The organism is Photobacterium nomapromontoriensis (genome assembly GCF_050336815.1).
GTDB lineage: Bacteria > Pseudomonadota > Gammaproteobacteria > Enterobacterales > Vibrionaceae > Photobacterium > Photobacterium nomapromontoriensis.
The window spans coordinates 122,865-141,774 of the sequence record NZ_JAKJSL010000020.1 but is presented as its reverse complement, the minus strand read 5'-3'; the positions used below and the strand labels follow the sequence as shown (position 1 = coordinate 141,774).

Below are 18,910 nucleotides of genomic sequence, written 5' to 3'. Positions count from 1 at the left end.
CCTATTAGGTGGGCTCTTAAGCCAACTGAAAAAATAAACCCTAACGAACATGGAGAGATTTAAGATGAAAAGCCAATTGTCGATCTTAAAGCGGCACTTATTAACTGGCACCAGCCACATGCTGCCATTCGTTGTCGCTGGTGGTGTGCTATTAGCACTGTCCGTTATGCTTGGTGGTGAGGGAGCGGTACCTGAAGGCGTTTTCCTTGAAGGCCTGTGGGACATGGGTATCGCTGGTTTTACCCTGTTTGTACCGGTTCTTGGTGGCTATATTGCCTACTCTATCGCTGACCGCCCGGCACTGGCTCCAGGTATGATTGGAGCTTACCTCGCCAACCAAGTGCAGGCTGGTTTCCTTGGTGCCATTATCGTCGGCTTCATTGCTGGCTATGTGGTGCTACAACTTAAACGTATTCCGCTGTCAAACAAGCTCAAAGCCATTTCTACCTACTTCATTTTGCCTATCGGCGGTACGTTTATTGTCTCTGCATTAGTTATCTGGGTGATCGGTGCGCCAATTGCAGCCGCAATGGAAGCGATGAACAGCGGACTACAAGGCATGGCTGGCGCATCAAAAGCCCTATTAGGCATTGTGCTTGGCGGTATGACAGCATTTGACATGGGCGGCCCAATCAACAAAGTTGCTACTCTATTTGCTCAAACCCAAGTGGGGACTCAGCCATGGCTAATGGGTGGCGTCGGTATCGCTATCTGTGTGCCTCCTCTGGGTATGTTCCTGGCAACCCTGCTTTCACCAAAACGTTACACCGATGAAGAGCGTGAAGCGGGTAAAGCAGCAGGCATCATGGGTTGTATCGGTATCACCGAAGGCGCGATTCCTTTTGCAGCCGCTGATCCGGTTCGTGTTATTCCTTCAATCATCGTCGGCGGCATGGTCGGTAACGTCGTGGGCTTTATGTTCAATGTACTTAACCACGCACCATGGGGCGGTCTGATTGTTCTGCCTGTAGTTGACGGCCGTATCTTCTACATCCTTGGTATTGTTGCCGGCTCAGTCGCTACCGCCTTAATGGTAAACGCACTGAAAAAACCACTCGACCAACGTCAAGATGCTGTGGAAGAAACAGCAGATGACAGCCTTGAATTAGATTTTAATTAAGAAACACTCTCGGAGAAATAGAATGAAACTACTAGGCGTAACTTCTTGCCCATCTGGCGTTGCTCATACATACATGGCTGCCGAAGCCCTAGAAACAGCTGCAAAAGCAAAAGGCTGGGATGTAAAAATTGAAACTCAGGGCTCTATCGGGATTGAAAATGAAATCACGATGGCTGATATTGAAGGTGCTGATATTATTATCCTAACCAAAGATATCGCCATCAAAAAAGAAGAGCGCTTTAACGGTAAAAAAATTGTCCGAGTTGGCGTGGCTGACGCAGTAAAAAAAGCCCCACAAATCATGGATAAAATTGAAGCGCACTTAGCAACCGCTTAATTTAAAACATACTCAATTTCGCCTTGGAAGCAAGCACCTTCTTTCAAGGCGATTTTTTATCCACTTTACAAAAAAAAACAGCACTAAGTTAACACTTTACCAAGCAATATTTCGCAAAGTGTTTAATTCTGTACGAGAATACATGTATAGGTAATTGGACACTCATTCCTTTCATCACCATCCTTTTTAGAATGCTCCCACTGGCGGATGAAATAACAGGCAACCAGCATGAAACATACCTTCTCTGATCTTATCGACAATGTCATTTCAGACGCTTCAGCGTTCAACCAGATCTGGTTTGCCGGTGATGAGATGCCACCACCAGAAGCCAGCTATCAAGTAAACTTTCCACGTCTAGAGCTGGTTTTCCAAGGAAACTATGAAAATTTACTAGAATGTCCGCAGCAACAGATAGAAAACATCATGCTTAGCGCTGGCGATGCATTATTTATCCCGGCTAACGCTTGGAACAAACCCAGCTGGAATCAAGAGTGTTCGGTATTAAGTCTATTATTTGGCAAAAGCCAACTCGGTTTTAGCCTCGTCAGCAAACGCGACAATGAAGAAGGCTTCTACGATGTGATTAAATACAGCGTTCCTCAACGCACAGGACGGGCAATTGATCATATTCTGACAGCACTCACGACGCTGGCTCATGAAAAGCAAAAACAACCTGCCGATAAGTATCTTCTGCTTGCGCTACTGAGCTACTGCAAAGATATGATTGAACAACCTTCTGAGGATGCCAACCGTCGAGGAGAGGATATGTTTAAAGGGGTGTGTATTTACGTTCAGGAAAACTTCCACCGCAATATTACGCGTGATACGGTTGCCGCACGGTTTAATATCTCACCGAACCACCTATCCCGCTTATTCCGTCAGGAAGGCCATATGCGCTTTGCCGATTACGTTTCCTGGGTACGCCTTGAACGCGCTAAGTTCATGCTCAAACGCTACAATTTTCGCTTAGAAGAAGTCGCCCAACGCTGCGGCTATCATGATCCCAATTATTTCTGCCGGGTATTCAAGCGCAAAACGGGTAAAACCCCCACCGAATACCGCTGCCATTAAGCCCGCCCGAATCCCATAACAATAACATCTCGATCCAATATTGCCCGCTCATCGCGGGCTTTTTTATCTGTCTTTTTCACTTTAGCTCAGAAATAGTTGTTCGGTCGCCATCCAATTTTGAATGGAATCACGATAATCCGACACATAACGGTAATAGATATGATCGATGGCCATCAGGATGGGCATTTGTCCTGATATCATCCCCGTTGACTCCTCGCCGTTCAGCGAAGCGGTTAATATTGATGCGTCTGCAATTGCCAGTAATTTTGATTTTTCATTAGCGGTAACACACAACACCATGATTCCACGTTTTTTCATCTCTTGGGCATAACGGATCATCCGCTCATTATTGCCCTTTAGCGTCAGCAAAATCACCAATGCGCCGGGAGCTAAAATCGAACTCACCATTTGCATTGAGTCGCTGTCTTGCACCACCTCAACAAACTTACCCAAGCGGGTAAATCGAAACTTCAGATCCGCCCCAGCCAGCGCACTGTAACCCGAACCAAAGACATGGATAACATCATGGCTGTGAATGGCTTGACTAAACATCGCCACTTGCGCGGTATCCAGTCGCTTATCAAAGGCCTGCAGCACATCCACATAATCATTATGCAGACTACTGGGTTCAATGACCTGCTCTGGCCGTTCTTCGTCCAACTGCTGCTGGTAGATATAGAGAAATTCTTTAAAATTATTCAGACCCACTTTTTTGCAAAAGCGTGTAATCGATGCCGTTGAGACACCAATATCCAGTGCCAGATCTTCGATATTCTTTGCAGGTTTACGAGCGAGAAAGTAATCAGCCACTTTGATATCTGCACTCGTAAATTTGATACGGGCGTATTCAAATAGCAATGGCAAGTCTTTGTTCATTTATTCACTCCTGCAAGTCCCTTTAAGACGAAAACAATTACAGCATACCACCGCTATGAAACGTATTACAGCACACAAATTGAAAAAATTTTCATAAATTCAGACCCATCACACAGGTCACAGAAATTCCATCATGATACATTAATCTAGTTATTGCGATGTTAGTCCTATCCTCCCGCGATAAGGCAATCAATATACTGAGACTTGCATATTTATATCCATTTACAGGAGTTCATGGTGTCAACATTCTTACTTGACGGTGACTGGCAACTCTCATCACCACAGCATCCACACATTGATATTACCTGCACATTACCGGGTGACGTGCATTCCGCCTTAATCAACCACCAGCTACTGCCTGCTCCCTACTTAGGGTGCAATGAAAAAGAGGTACAGTGGGTTGGAGAGTGCGACTGGCAACTGACGCGTACCTTCAATGTAGACCGTGAACTACTCGCGGCACAGGCTATTGATCTCTGTCTTGAATTCGTTGACACCATGGCAACAATCACCATCAACGGCCAGACAGTGTTGCAATGTAGCAATATGTTCCGCCGTTATCGGGTCGATGTACTGCCTTACTTACAATGCGGTGAAAACCATATTGCGATCACACTTGATCGTAATGATCGTGAAGCAGCCAAGCGCGCTGAAAAACTGCCGTTCCCTGTGCCGTGGGCCGTTGGGAACAACCAGATCCCACACATGAACACGCTACGCAAAACCCAATGTCATTCCGGCTGGGATTGGGGGATCTGCCTAATGGTTAGCGGCATCTACCACTCTATTGCGCTGGTGCCGGTTTACCAAACCCGCCTCATACAAGTGCGTACCGCGCAGATCTGGCACGATAACGGCAGCTGTCAACTGACGGTAACAATCGACTACGATCGCCTTACTTCGAACAATGAGTCTGATGAACTGGTTATTGAGTTCGATCAGCAGCCATATCGGATCACCTTACCCTCACAAGATGTCGGTTCGCATCAGTATCAGCACTCCATTACCCTTGAAAACCCGCACCTTTGGTGGCCAGCCGGATACGGCGAACAGCCGCTCTATCCGCTGAACGTGCAGCTCAACCAGCACGCGGTTGCTAAACAGATCGGCTTGCGTAAACTGGAACTGGACACCTCAATAGATGACATCGGCAGCGCCATGACGTTCAAGGTCAATGGCAAAGCCATCACCGCCAAAGGGGCCAACTGGATCCCGCTTGATGCCTTGCCTAATCTGCATACGCCAGAGCGTTACCGACAGCTGCTGGAAGATGCGGCAGCGGCCAACATGAACATGATCCGAGTCTGGGGTGGTGGCATGTATGAGCACGATATCTTCTATGATTTGTGTGATGAACTCGGGCTTTTAGTCTGGCAGGATTTGATGTTTTCCTGCGCGCTCTACCCGTCAACCCCTGAGTTTCTTGTCGATGTAGAAGCGGAACTGCGCGATCAAGTGCGGCGACTGGCCGATCACCCATCGCTGGCCTTATGGTGCGGTGACAATGAAGTCATTGGCGCGATTAGCTGGTATCCGGAATCAAAAAGCAGTCGTGAAAAATATGTGGTGAATTACGACCGTCTCAACCGGATGTTGGCACAAGTGGTCGCAGAAGAAGATCCGACCCGACGCTTCTGGGCCAGCTCACCGTGTAATGGTGAACTGGATTTTGGCGATGCCTGGCATGATGACAATTGTGGTGACATGCATTATTGGGATGTGTGGCATTCAGGCAAGTCATTCGATGCTTACTACAGCGTCAAGCCGCGTTTTTGCTCAGAATTTGGCTACCAGTCCTGGCCGTCACTGCCGACGGTGAAAACCTACGCCGATCAATCTGACTGGAACGTCACTTCACCGACATTCGAGCAGCACCAGAAAAATGGCCGTGGCAATAGCATCATCACTGAGATGTTTACCCGCTATTTCCGCTTCCCTAACAGCTTTGATCAGATGCTTTACCTCAGTCAGGTACAGCAAGCCCTAGCCATTAAGACTGCCAGCGAATTCTGGCGCGCCCATAAAGCGCATTGCCGCGGTATTTTGTACTGGCAACTAAATGACTGCTGGCCAGTCAGCTCATGGTCGAGCATCGAATACACTGGCCGCTGGAAGCAGCTGCACTATCAGGCTAAGCGCTTTTTCGCCCCGCAACTGGCGACCTTCATCAAGCAAGATACAAGCTTGGCCCTTCATCTGGTCAACGACCAGTATCACCCCGTGCCCGTTGAAGGCCAGATATTCAAGATCCGCTGGGATGGCGAAGTGGTCGACACATGGCCTATCCATACCACCCTCGACGCTGATAGTGCCTGCAAGGCGTGGGAGATCGACACTTCTGCATCTTTTGAAGCTAATAGCCGTGGACACTTCTTCCACGTCCGACTTCATTGTGGTGATATCGTGCTTGAGAATAGTGCCTATCCGGCGCTGTTTAAGCATGCCAATCTGCAAACCACCACCATTGACTGGCAGGTAAGCACCGACGACCAAGGCACGTTTGTCGAACTGGATTGCGACAATCCGGCACTGTTTGTTCACCTTGAGTTTGAAGGTGAAGGCCGCTTTGATGACTCCAGCTTCACCCTACTACCTTCTGCTATCACTGGCAGCAAGAAACGGGTTCGTTATCTCGGCAATGCCAGCCCTGATGAGTTAACCCATGCCCTGCGTGTGTATCACCTCCGTGATACGTACTAAAGTTTAACCTTTCCTCCCCTTACCTTCGTCGTCATCTCAGCCCCAAGCTGAGATGACGCCGTTCTGCTTTCTGCAGATAAAAAAAGCCGGCAATGAATGCCGGCAAAAACAACAATAGCAATAGATATAACTTTACTCTTTAGACACTGACTCACTAACTTGCACTGGCTCACTAACGGGCAATAAAACTCCGAATTTGCTTAGGCTTAAACAGCCCTAACGCCACTTCATTATTAATGTCGCACGGCAGACCAACCTTTTGCTCCAGTAAATCCACTTCCACCAGCGAAGTGAACGATGCTGGTAAGCAAAGTGCACCTGCCTCGTTCAACGGCTGAGAATGGGGGTTATACACGCGGATCAACACCCCTTCCCCTACCTCGGCGGGTTTAATTGCACTCAGTACCAATCCATCAGACTGCAAGCAGATCCCTTGTTGATGATCCGGTACAGTATGAGGTAACGGATGCATCACAAAATACTGCAATGTATTGGTGAATTGATTCAACGACTGATGCTGATACGGCAGCACATCAATGGCATATTCCTGCCAGCGGCGTTGAATCACCGACGGTACAAACTGGAATTCAATCAGTACTGCACACTCAACTTTCACCTGACCCTGCAACTGGCTATCCGGCGTTGGGATATATTTAAATTGCTGGCCTGAGGCAATCCCCGGACGGCGTTGCAGATCTGGCTTACCAAGCCAACCTACTGAGCGGAAGCAGGTCAGTGCTAACTGATTATTCGCCCTGACTTCATATTCCTTCACCCCTTTCGCCAACAGGGTCAAACTTGCGCCTTCATCATGCATATTGGCAAAATGCACCATCGGATAAATCGGGCTCGGCTCTTCTTTCCAACCCGCATCGCGCCAGTCATGAAGGTGAGCTGGCACATTGACGCGTTCTACAACCCCAAATGGTGTATCGGCCCACGACGTTGAGGTCGTAAACGGTGCTGTTACCACCAGCTGTAACCGATGATCGTCCACCTGATTATCAAACTGCGCATCAATTGATAATGGGCTAATCGATAATGGACCCGTCGATAACGGAGCAGCATGAGGCTGAGCTGGCGCGTTCGACGCAGACTGTTCCAGACATAAGGCAATCCGATAGGCCAGCTCGCCTGTACAAGCTTTAGCGGCCCGCTCTGCCAAGTTTTTCGGTAAACACCACGTCCCTTCAATCACCAAGGTTTGCTTATGCTGGCCTTGTTGCACCGAGACAGTGGCACCCTGCCAGTCCAACGTCAGCAACCAGTCGTGTTCAGGCGGCGAATAATCATAGGTATCGCCGTCATCCCCCATGTCGATGAGATCCAACTGGTAAGGCGCTTGATGCGGCTGTTGTTTATCCACTAACTGCAACGCGCCTTGATTGAAGCAGATCCGGTAGCGATCATTGTCTATTTCAACGGCAGCAGCATTCGCGGCCGATATTTCAACTGGGCTCACCTCAACCGGGATCATGATATCTTTAGCTATCCCTGTCTCATCTTCTGCATCGCATTCGCACACTTGTAAGCTGGTAAAGCCCGAGGCTAGCAACGCACAATGAAAGGTGATTTCACTCTGATAATAATACAGCTCAGGATCATTCAGGCTTTCATCACGCTGAATACTGCCACGGTAAACCGCCTCACGGCGTAGCAGATCAAACGTAACCACCTCGCCCTGTAAATCTCGCAAGAGAAAGTCCGGTTGTTGGGTTGATACCGTCATGCAGATCAACGGGTCACGCGGGTACGGCAAGGTATTGAACACGGTCAGCCGACCATCAATCCCGCCTTGCTGTGCCACTGGTTGCGATTCCGCCATTTTCCGCACAAGGTAATCCACCGCCGACCCAGACATTTGATCTGCTTGCTCATAGCGGGCCAGAATGATCTTGTTGGTTTTATCGGTATTACACCCACCCGCACTGTCGTGCGCATGGTTACGCATCAGTACTTTCCAGACCTGGTCGAGCAGCGTTTTCTTCGGCGCAATACCCTGTTGCTGGGCCATTACCATTAAGGGTTCTAGCTGGTAGCACAGCCGGCGTTCTACCCTGTCATTAAGGTATTTATGATCATACCGTGAAGAGTAAATTGAACGGTGGATCTTCGAAACCTGACCATCAATAAATTCGCCACTCAAACACGGTAAAATCAAGCCTTCGTCGGCAATCGCATCAAACAGCTGATCATAACTACTTTCGATGATCCGGTAGTCAGTCGTGGCTTGATCACAAACCGCAATACGCGGCTTAATATTGCTATCGATATAGCGTTGATCGCCCCCCAGCGGGATCGCGATATTATTCGCCATCACCCCCGCTTCAACGAGATGGCACAGCGGGGTCGGATCATCAAAGTCCATCAAGTAGGAACCGACAAAATAGCCATTTTTGATGTTATAACCGCGAACTTTGCTGCCATCTTCGCTCTGCCAGTCAAACTCTCGACTCTGGCACACATCCGTTGACAGCCCGCGCCAGAAAACGGTTTTATCAATGCCGACACCCTGATAGATCTTCGGCATATCGATACTCTGACCAAACGCATCAGGCACATAGCCGATTTTCATCACCGGACCATATTGCTCGCCCAAGCGCATACCTGTCACTAGGTTACGGACGATAGACTCACCGCTAATGATCAGCAGATCCGTCTGGCTGTACCACGGACCAATTTTCAACTTCCCCTGCTGAACCAAGCGACTAAAGCGCTCCACCTGCTCAGGGCAATGAGCGAGATAGTCTTCAACAATACTGAGTTGACCATCCAGCAGGTAGGTATCACTCTCTCCGGTTTCTAGCCCGCTCATCACTTCATCCATATGATAAATCAGCTGAATAAGTGACTCATGGGTTGAGAAATACCATTCAAAATCCCAATGTGTATGCGGGATCACATGAAATACTTTCTTCATCGTTACTGCTCACTTCCACGCATACCACTACGCCATAGCGCTGGCGATCACATCTTGAACCTGACCGGCATCACCGTTCTGCAAGGTATCTCGAAACGGTTTTCGCATCATGCTGCGCGAAAGTTTAGCCAGTAAACGTAGGCTCTCCTCACTCCCTTCTGCAGGAATAGTGAGTGATACTGCCGTTGTCACTGGCTTTTCATCCATGGTTTCCCACGCTATCGGGTGACTAAATCGCACCACAAAGATCCCGGCATGTAACACCGTGTCATGCTTACAATGCGGTATAGCAACCCCATCAGTCAGCCCTGTGCTGCCATGCTGTTCTCGCCCGTTCAAACCCGCCTCAAACGCCTTGGCGTCCGCCACGTAACCGAGGGCATAAGCGTTCGCGGCAATAAAGGCAAACACCTGCTCTTTGGTGGTTGACTCGGTATCGAATAAAATATGTTCAGCTTCAAATACGGTTTTCATTCTCAATCAGTCCTTACGCGGTTTTTATCGGTTGCGGGTCAATAACAGGGGCTTGCTCTGTCGCTACAGGCGCAGCCGCCGGGGTTGTCTCGACCTCAATCGGTTTACGCCAGAAGCCGATAATCAGAGCTGTCAGTGTGATACCCGCAAACGTACAGAGGATCCAGGTCACGAACGGAATAGGCTGCTCGATATAACCGACAAACGTTCCCAATGGTGAACCAATACCGCCATAGAATTTGACATCTAAGAAGCCCACTAAGCCACCCGCTAACGCAGAGCCTGCGACACTGGCGGTGATCATCTGTACCGGGTTAACGGCAGCAAATGGGATGGCCCCTTCCGTGACGCCGACAATGCCCATACCAAAGGCAGATTTAGCCGAAATTTGTTCTGTTGCGGTAAATTTGTTTTTGAACAGCTGGGAAGCCAGGAAAATACCCAATGGCGCAACTGAAATCGCCGCCTGTGCTGCGGTGCCCGGTACGAAGTTAGCCCCTTCAATACCGTATTTTGCAACCGTATCTGTAAAGACGGCGGTACCAAATATCAATGCCGTTTTGTTCACCGGGCCACCGAAGTCAAAGCCGATCATCGCGCCGATAATGGCACCGATAATGAACGTAGAAGCAGAGTAGGTATTGGTCATCCACGTTAAGCCGTCATACATTGCCCCCATGCCTGACGCGATAGGCCCGCCAATCATGTACTTCACCACAATGGTAATAAAGAAGGTGGCGATCAACGGTAGAATCATGATCGGGACCAATGGCTGCACGATTTTCGGCCAGCGAATTTTTTTCAGCATTCGGACGAAGTAGCCAACTATAAAGGCCACGAGAATGGCAGATAAGAAGCCACCACCGGTTTCCGTGCCTAAGAACGCGGCATCATTGGCGATGTAAGCACCGATCATGGCTGGCGCAATCGCCGGACGTGATGCAATCGAGTTGGCAACAAAGCCGGCAAAGAGTGGGATCATCAAGGTAAAGCCGACTTTACCCACCTGGAATAGGTGATACATTAAATCGCCAATCGGGTCATTGCGGTCAAAACCCCAAGCAACCAAACGGCCTAAATCATCTTTTTGGAAGGCAAATATATTGGCAATCGCCAGCAATAAACCGGCAGAAATTACCATCGGTACCATGTAAGAGATACCACTCATGATGTGCTGGATGAAGCCATTTTCACTGGACTTACCCAAGGTAATATTACCGACCTCTGTCCCTTTGCCGCCAAAGATGCTGCCTTCTTTCAACGCCAGTTCAACCAGCGCCTTGGCATCTTTAATCGCTTCCTTCGGGCGGGTTTTGTAGACTTTCTTACCGACAAAACGCGCCATCTCAACTTCAATGTCTGAAGCGATAATCACCACGTCTGCCGCTGCGATCTCTTCGTCTGTCAGAATATTCTCTGCACCAATTGAACCTTGGGTTTCAACCTTGATCTTGAATCCATGCTCTTGGCCTGCCACTTCAAACGACTCTGCCGCCATATATGTGTGGGCAATCCCTGCTGCACATGCAGTAATTGCAACGATGGTATGACTCATTCAATACTCTCCCGTTAATTTTCACGCTCCATCTTATTACGTCTATTCTGATAATATTTTCACACCAAGTATGAGATCGATGACACACAAACAAAACAATTGAAAAAATTTACACAAAACCACCTGGTGAAAACACGATAATTACTGATTAATCATATGGATACGATATTACTGAATTTCAAATTCGTGACAGAGGTAACTATTTAGTTATCCAATTTGAAAGAGAAACGAGGACTCACAAAGGTCTCGCCGTTAATGCACGGTAATATGACGAACATCGCATTGTGCTCCAAGACAAGCGCTGATCGTCACCTCACCCCGATAATCGGCTAACGGCAATACTGACGAAGAGTACAACTGATGGTTAATAAACCATGCTACCTGCTCTGAGTCAGTATTAGCAACCAGTGGTAGCTGCTCAATTTGATCCTGATAGTAGTGCTGGCCGGTTTTAATATATTGAATATTAACAGCCAACCCTTTAATCGCCGCGGGTGAAGCGAGTCCTTTTTGTTGTTGCCAATTGGCAAGCTGGGTTGGCCACACGGCCTGTCCCACCACAAATTGGCCATGACTTTCTAGCGTTGGAGGCGTGATCCCTCGTACGGTATAGGCCGATTTTTGCCCGAGACACTGCGACGCTGGTGTCGCTTGGCTATCTCGCCCTCCAGGCCAGCAAATCGTTTTTTTTACAACGTTTTGAGGTCGAACAATACGATGCTTATCTCGTGGTAGTTGATCGAACGTATCAAACATCAGCGGGGCTGCCTGTGTCGCCCCCAGATAACCAACCATCGGGCTGGCATCTGGCCGCCCTATCCACACCCCCACGGTATAATCCGGACTGACCCCCACAGACCAAAAGTCGCGATAGCCGTAGCTAGTACCGGTTTTCCACGCGATTTTACGCCGGATGCTGGGAACCACTCTGTCTGGCGCAGTGATCTCACTCAAGGTGTGATAAATAATCCAGCTGCTTTCAGACGTTAACAGCGTGCGGGCTGACCGCGTCTGCTCTTGCGCCAGAAACCGTAATGGCGTTACCTGCCCCTGCATGGCTAACGAGCGGTATAAACTCACCAAGGTCAGTAAATCCGCCCCTGTTCCGCCAAGCCCTACCGACAAATTCGCATCATCATGATGCAAACGCACATCGGCACTTGCCAGCAGATCATCAAAAGCTTGCGGGGTAATGGTATTGAATACCTGAATTAAGGGAATATTGAGCGATTGCTTCAGGGCTTCACTGACAGTAATAGCCCCTTGAAATCGTCCGTTCAAATTACGCGGTTTATAATCACCAAATACCGATGGCACATCACTGAGCAGACTGGCAGAGTGGATCACGCCTAAATCCAACCCCAACCCGTAAATGAACGGCTTCAACGTCGACCCAGGCGAGCGAACCGCTCGGATCATATCAACATGTGAAAAGCGGCTATCATCATGAAAATCCACCGCGCCCTGATACGCAATCACATTGGCAGTTTGATTATCAATGACCAATACCGCCGCTGAGCTCTTTGCCGGTAACTGATGACTAAGTTGTATCAATAATCGCTGAATACGGGTCTGGATCGCATGATCAAGCGTGGTACGTATAACATGGGCATCGGGAGATTGACGCTTTAGTTCCCGGCTTAATAATGGGGCTAAAATAGGGGACGGATGGTGGCGCAATAACACCGGCTCTGCACGAAGAAAACCCACGCTACGACTGTCGAGTATCGCACTCCCCAGCAACCTATCGAGCACTTTATTCCGCATGAGAGCCGCGATTTCTGGGTAGAGATCAGGCCGGTAACGAGACGGTTTCTGTGGCAATACCACCAGCAAGGCAGCCTCAGTTTTCGACAGAGCACGCGCTGACTTGCCGAAATAGTGCTGCGAGGCGGCCTCTACCCCTTGCAGGCTGCCGCCAAACGGGGCCAGATTGAGGTAATGGGATAAAATCTCCGACTTGCTGTAATACCACTCTAACTGCAGCGCCCGAAATGCTTGCTTCAGTTTTCCGCTCAGTGAACGTTGGTGCGGGTCGATCAAACGCGCCACCTGCATCGTCAGGGTCGACCCTCCCGAGATCACTCGACCGTGATACAGCCACTGCCCCGCCGCTCGCACAATCGCCAGTGGGTTGATCCCGGGATGGTAATAAAACCAGCGGTCTTCATAATTAAGCAAGGCTTGAAGGTAAAACGGATCGACGTCCTTTACTGTTACCTGATAACGGTGCACCCCTTGCCTATCAGCAAACGCACGCAATACCTGCCCATTCGCGCTGGTCACCACCGTGGCAGGACCATCCGGATACAATGGCGGTAATGGATAGATAACATTGAGCGCAGCCGCGAGCAAAGCCACCACAAATAGAGTGGCTAACACTCGCTGTGCCGCCCGCAGGCAAAAACGTTTTATGGGATCACCGATATCGTGTCATCACCTAACCAATACACCAGATGTTTGCTGGGTGAGTACATATTTTCAATATACACTGGCGGCACGGTAAACTGCCCCGGCACTTCAGCACGTAGTACATAAGCGAAGGTATACGTCACCCCTTTTGAAAACGAGTGTGATAGCACAAAGCGGTCATTACGGTATTCCTCATGAGTGGGGGTATCAAGCGAGAAACCTTCCGGCAATAGCGAGCTGATATTCAGCCCTTGGTTTAAACGTGGATTTTCCAGCACAAAACCAGCGGGGATCGTCTCAACCCACAAGCCGTTGGGCAGATCTTCTTTAAAGTTAGCCTGCATGATCATGAGTACCCGCTCACCAACCACGACGCTCTTAGCTCTGAACGGAGTGCCCGATAAGGTATAGATCATCCGTTTCAATGCATTAACCGGTAGCGTATTCAACGGGTTCTTGCCATTATCAACCGTACGGTCGGCGAGCTGATAGCCTTGCGCTTGCAAGTTAATATACAGCGGGAACGTATTGTTATTGGTGATCGTCATCTCAGGCAGCAAGGGCACATTAAACGTTCCGGTATAACTCGATGCTTTGTCATTGATTGCAATGTCGAAAACTTGTTCCGCATTTTTCTGTTGTGTAACGACAGCCGCTTGCAGCAATGCGCCTCGCTCTTGAGTACTCAACCACGATTGAGCCAGGGATTGTTCAACCGCGCTTTCCAGCAACTGGGCCTGCAGCTCACTGGCTGCCAGATTAAGCATAGGCACCGATTGTAACCTAACTAATACCTGTACCGACTGCGCGTTGTCGCGAATGTCCGAACCGTAATCATCCAAATATTGCTCACTGCGGGTCACTGTTTTTGCCTGCTTTAGCATCGCCAATGCTTTATCGCTGTCACCGACATGGGCGAAACTCGCCGCCAATTGCAGGTAACTCAACAGTGAAGGATACTGCTCAATCCCCAGCTTATCTAAATGGCTCCACTGCACTTTACCTTGCGCCGACATAACATAGGCCGCATACGCCAAGGCACTATCGCCAGTGGCGCTGTTATAAGCCATACTGCGGGTATAGTCAGAATAAGTCAGGTAATCTGACAAGCGTGTCTGAGCGGCGCTAAGCATGGCGACAGGAACTGTCCCCGGATAGGCTTTTTCCACTTGGAGTAAAAAGTCGGTGACATACACACTAAGCCACGGTTGCTCGCTCCCATAACTGTCCCAGAGTGAAAAGCCACCCATGTCCGTTTGCATGGTTTTCAGCGTCATAACAGCTTGATAAAGGATTGCCTGATCTGACTGGCGCTCTCCTTTTTTCAGGTTCCGCGCGCGCGTTTGCAAAGCGGCCGCTTTAAATTGCTCCAGCTCAGGTAAATGATAGAGGTAAGGCAAGGCTTTACTGGTAGTTTGCTCTGCACAACCGTACGGATAACGATAAAGATCCCGCGCCTGCTCGGTCACACTGAGTACCGGCGTTTGGCTGATATACGCATGCCCTTCTTTCCCATTCACACTCGCTAACCCTTGCCACAATGCGTCGGTAAAGGTCACGGTTTCCCCCGGCGCTACCCATTCACTGCTGGCTTTCGTCACCCAGGGCATGACGGGTCGGATCGGCACTGACCATGCCCTGTCTATCTCCAGCGTATCACTGCTAGCTTGCAGCCTGATCGACGTCGCTAGTTGTTCAATGCTATCCGACACCTGAAACGGGATGCGGTAAGCCACATGCCCTCCATCAGCAAGATCAACCTGTGGCGGCAGCGTTGAGGTATCTAATGCAAGCTCTCCACCATTACTCACTGTCAGCGCTAATTGCTGCGCTTGCCCACTTAAATTATGAAGATCCACCGTAACGCTTGAACTGTCTCCCGGCACCAAGAAACGCGGTATACTCAACTCAGCCACCACGGGGGCGGCAATCGGCGCATCCTCAACCGCTAATCCCACTTGGCTGGCATTAAACACGGTGGCGATGATCTGCCCTTCCCCGTTATAATCCGGGATATCCAGCTCAACCACCGCGTTACCATCCACGACCTGAACGGGCTGTGACATCAAAATAACGGTTTTGCTTTCCACCACATCATCATTTTTATTGTCTGTTTTACTCACCGCATCACTACCAAAACGTGACTGGGCAAACGGGTTCTTCCTCAAGTCATATAACCGAGAATAGAGATCAACCACATCAGCGCTATAACGGCGCTGATCAAAGAAATAACCGAATGGGTCTTGTGGCATGAAACGACTCAGATTGATGATCCCCTTATCGACAATCGACAATGTCACCCAGGTATCACCTGCGCTTTCTGCTGCAATATTATCGACCGTAACGGGAATAACCAACCGCTCCATCGGCCGGATCACCTCTGGTAGTGTCAGCGAAGCCGTCAATTGACGATCGGCCCGCTCTAATGCTACGGGCACAATACCAAAGTAGCGTTTCGGGGTGGCAGCCTGCACGGCAGTTAACGTCGCTGTCAGGTATATATCGTGCCGTGATATACCTTTTTCTAGTGGCACCCGCACCTGCTGCACCCCTTTTTCCACCGCAATCCGCTGCGACCAGACCACCTTGTCGGTTTCTAGGGTCACCAGCAAGCTACCGGCTATGGGTGCGGTGATCGCCGCTTGGATCTCTTCACCAGAGGTATAGGCTTTTTTATCCAACTGAATATCAGCGTGATCCGGCTTGGCTTTCACCTGCTCACTGCCGCTGTACCAGCCTGCATAAAACAAATATTCGCTAACGACATCAGTGTGCTTATCGGTCACAGTGATCCGGTAATTGCCCCATTTCACCGGAACAGAAACAGGCATCGATTGCCCATCTGCAACGGTCACCGTCTGGCTGGCAATACGTCGCCATTGATCTTGCTTTTTACGGGTCCAACCCACGCCGTCTTCATACAACCAGTAATATTCGCCCTGGTCGTAATCAAACGTTACCTCCAGCTCTCCCGCCAGCAAAGCCTGACCATCATGACTTAGCAAGCCCACCGTAAACTCAGCGTCCGAGTCATAGCCCACACTCTCTGACACAGGCTTTATCCCAGGAATAGGGCTATCAGCCCAACTGACATAACGTAAATAGCGCTGAACCGCTGCCCCACCCGCTTCTAGCAAGCTAAAGTTGGCGACGGTTTGAATCGGGCTTTTCAGTCCTTGCGGTGATGGCGTAGGCAGTACAACCCCTAGCGTTCCTTGTGGCGAGAGTCGTTGCTTATCGAGAGAGGCGTAGCCCTCACTGAGTGGATGAGGTTGCCCGACAATAAAATCAGCATATTCCCCGGTAAAGTGCCTGATTGGCTGAAAGGTCAAATCGGTTAATACCGTATTGCCTGCCGCCGGACTACCAAACAGATAACGCCCGGTTAGCTCGACTTGATAATCTTCACCCGCCACGACAAAATCAGCCAAATCACCGAACGTTAAATCCATCCTTTCCGGTACAAACTCTTCCAACTCAAAGAAAAAACGGCTGATGGGTTTGTTTGCGCTGGGATCAATCCGCACCTCTACTTTGTAGCGCCCTGTCATCCAACTGGACGCCGTCGCCAACTGACGAGAAAAATATCCCGCCATTTGCGGGGCCAGCTGTTCGGTTAAAATCACTTCATTGCGCGGGTTGAGCACCGTAAGGGTAATAGACTGCTCAGTGATTGCCTGACCATCCTGATCACGCAACAATATATTAATCGGTAATGATTCCCCCGGCTTCACCAAGTCACGGTTACTATAAATAAACGCCTCGACGGGCTGATACGCGCGTCCACCAATTTGGAGATCAGACAGATCAAGCGGCACTTCCCGCAATGGGAGAATACCGATATCCTTCGCAGGGGTTGAGCCTGCGCCACCAGCTACTCGCGCCACCACCACATCAGTCCGCTTCGCCGCAAAATCAAACACCGCCAGACCATCGTCATTGACGGCGACTCGTTGATGCAGTTTATGATCGCGATATAACTCAACCTCACCTTGTGTGATCACCTCCCCGCTCGATAACCATGCAAGACTGAAAACGGATTGATTCGCATGTAAACGCGCCTGAATGCCAACATCAGTCAATAACATGTGCTTTGCTTGTATATCGTAAAAACTGCCGGGCGCTTTTAGCACCACCACATACCAGCCTGAAGAAAAATCATGTGGGATCGGGATCCGCGCACTGGCTTGTTTATTAGCGGCACTCGGTGGTAGCGAAAAACGGTCTGAATAGACACTCTTATAAGCGTGCTTTAATTGTTCTAACGCATATGGTGTTGGGGTATCCAACAAGTACTGTGTATTGAGGAAGGTTTCCGGATCGGTAATTTGTAAAATTTCGACGTCAACCTGCGACAAATTAATAAAATTGATCGGGATGGACTGACTGTTTGAGCGAGGCACCAGAGGACCACTCCCAACAAATGATACCGCAGGGGTTTGTATCCCCTGTTCACCACTCTCCTCGGCATAACTAAATGGCATAAACAGCGAAAGCCATAATAACATGAAGAAAATGCTGAGTTTTGACGCCAGCCGTGAAGAAAAAAACATGAGAACACTCCTTTGTTCATCCATACTCATTTAGCGGTATTCATTTGTTATCCATCCCCTTCCATTATCACCGCCAATGCCGCGCATAGCATACCGCATGACACAATTATGCGTCGCACAACACATATTTTTATAAGACTCACACAACTTACACCACACCATGAAATGGACGACAACAGCAACTTATTGTCAGTACAAGACAGCATAAGAGGGACAAGAAAGGGCGGTATATCTATCAGATATCGTGACTTGAAAAGTATCCAACAAAGACAGTGACAGAGCATTAATGAAGGCCTAAAACACTGAGTAAAGAATGGAATCTTTGAACGTGTCGCTAGAATAGTTTATGTCTATTCATTTGCTAGCCAGAGAAAAAGCGGACAAACCCTAGAGTTGATTGCAAAGACATTGCGGCAGAGAGATGTGCTTTCGCTTCGCTCAGGTGAACCCTGCCTAGGGTTCTGCCCCCGATCTCGCTCTTTCCCACGTGACAGGTGTAAAAAAGCCCAGCATTTCTGCTGGGCTTTAGAATGTGGCGGAGAGATAGGGATTTACTGCTCGCAAGCTCGCGCCCTCCGGGCTATTGCCTTTTCGTACCTTCGGCACCGGCAATGTGCTTTCGCTTCGCTCAGGTGAACCCTTCCCTAGGGTTCTGCACCCTATCTCGTTCTTTCCCAAGCGACAGGTGTAAAAAAGCCGACAATGAAGTCGGCTTTTTTATGTTTGGCGGAGAGATAGGGATTTGAACCCTAGGTGGGCTATAAACCCACGCCGGTTTTCAAGACCGGTGCTTTAAACCACTCAGCCATCTCTCCATGCCGCGTATAATACGGGGGGGATGATGCGTTGTAAACTCTCTTTTTGCCACTTACTCACCGAATGCTTGGGTTTC

General features: G+C 49.3%; 10 protein-coding genes and 1 tRNA gene. 4 read left to right on the top strand and 7 right to left on the bottom strand.

The features are described 5' to 3' along the window. Positions 1-64: 64 nt before the first annotated feature. The 3 genes from L4D12_RS06690 (at position 65) to L4D12_RS06680 (ending at position 2,528) form a co-directional block, all read left to right on the top strand. Positions 65-1,120, top strand: coding sequence for a PTS fructose transporter subunit EIIC (locus tag L4D12_RS06690; protein ID WP_428447045.1), 1,056 nt, complete (start codon positions 65-67; stop codon positions 1,118-1,120). Between the two features lie 22 nt (positions 1,121-1,142). Beyond that, positions 1,143-1,457, top strand: a complete 315-nt coding sequence (locus L4D12_RS06685; RefSeq protein WP_428447044.1) for a PTS fructose-like transporter subunit IIB — start codon at positions 1,143-1,145, stop codon at positions 1,455-1,457. 228 nt (positions 1,458-1,685) lie between these two features. Beyond that, positions 1,686-2,528 (top strand): helix-turn-helix transcriptional regulator, encoded by an 843-nt coding sequence (locus L4D12_RS06680; protein ID WP_428447043.1) that lies wholly within the window; start codon positions 1,686-1,688, stop codon positions 2,526-2,528. Between the two features lie 81 nt (positions 2,529-2,609). Here L4D12_RS06680 and L4D12_RS06675 read toward each other — a convergent pair whose 3' ends face one another. Beyond that, the gene (locus L4D12_RS06675) at positions 2,610-3,404 is read right to left on the bottom strand and encodes a MurR/RpiR family transcriptional regulator (protein ID WP_428447042.1); all 795 of its coding nucleotides are present in this window, start codon (positions 3,402-3,404) and stop codon (positions 2,610-2,612) included. 237 nt (positions 3,405-3,641) lie between these two features. Here L4D12_RS06675 and L4D12_RS06670 point away from each other — a divergent pair, with 237 nt between their 5' ends. Continuing rightward, entirely contained in the window at positions 3,642-6,104 is a 2,463-nt protein-coding gene (locus tag L4D12_RS06670; RefSeq protein WP_428447103.1) for a beta-mannosidase, read from the top strand. A gap of 172 nt (positions 6,105-6,276) precedes the next feature. Here the strand turns inward: L4D12_RS06670 and L4D12_RS06665 are convergent, their stop codons facing one another. From L4D12_RS06665 to L4D12_RS06640, 6 genes are all read right to left on the bottom strand, one after another. Further along, complete coding sequence (locus L4D12_RS06665; protein WP_428447041.1) at positions 6,277-9,024, bottom strand: glycoside hydrolase family 38 N-terminal domain-containing protein; 2,748 nt, start codon at positions 9,022-9,024, stop codon at positions 6,277-6,279. 27 nt (positions 9,025-9,051) lie between these two features. Beyond that, the gene (locus tag L4D12_RS06660; protein WP_428447040.1) at positions 9,052-9,498 is read right to left on the bottom strand and encodes a PTS sugar transporter subunit IIA; all 447 of its coding nucleotides are present in this window, start codon (positions 9,496-9,498) and stop codon (positions 9,052-9,054) included. A gap of 13 nt (positions 9,499-9,511) precedes the next feature. Beyond that, positions 9,512-11,053 carry a PTS fructose transporter subunit IIC gene (locus L4D12_RS06655; protein WP_428447039.1) on the bottom strand — a complete coding sequence of 514 codons (1,542 nt, stop codon included), beginning with the start codon at positions 11,051-11,053 and terminating at the stop codon, positions 9,512-9,514. A gap of 252 nt (positions 11,054-11,305) precedes the next feature. Beyond that, positions 11,306-13,435, bottom strand: a complete 2,130-nt coding sequence (gene pbpC, locus L4D12_RS06650) for a penicillin-binding protein 1C (protein WP_428447038.1) — start codon at positions 13,433-13,435, stop codon at positions 11,306-11,308. Positions 13,436-13,464: 29 nt separating this feature from the next. Then, entirely contained in the window at positions 13,465-18,018 is a 4,554-nt protein-coding gene (locus tag L4D12_RS06645; protein WP_428447037.1) for an alpha-2-macroglobulin family protein, read from the bottom strand. 724 nt (positions 18,019-18,742) lie between these two features. Next, positions 18,743-18,833: transfer RNA gene (locus L4D12_RS06640), tRNA-Ser, on the bottom strand. Between the last annotated feature and the right edge of the window lie 77 nt (positions 18,834-18,910).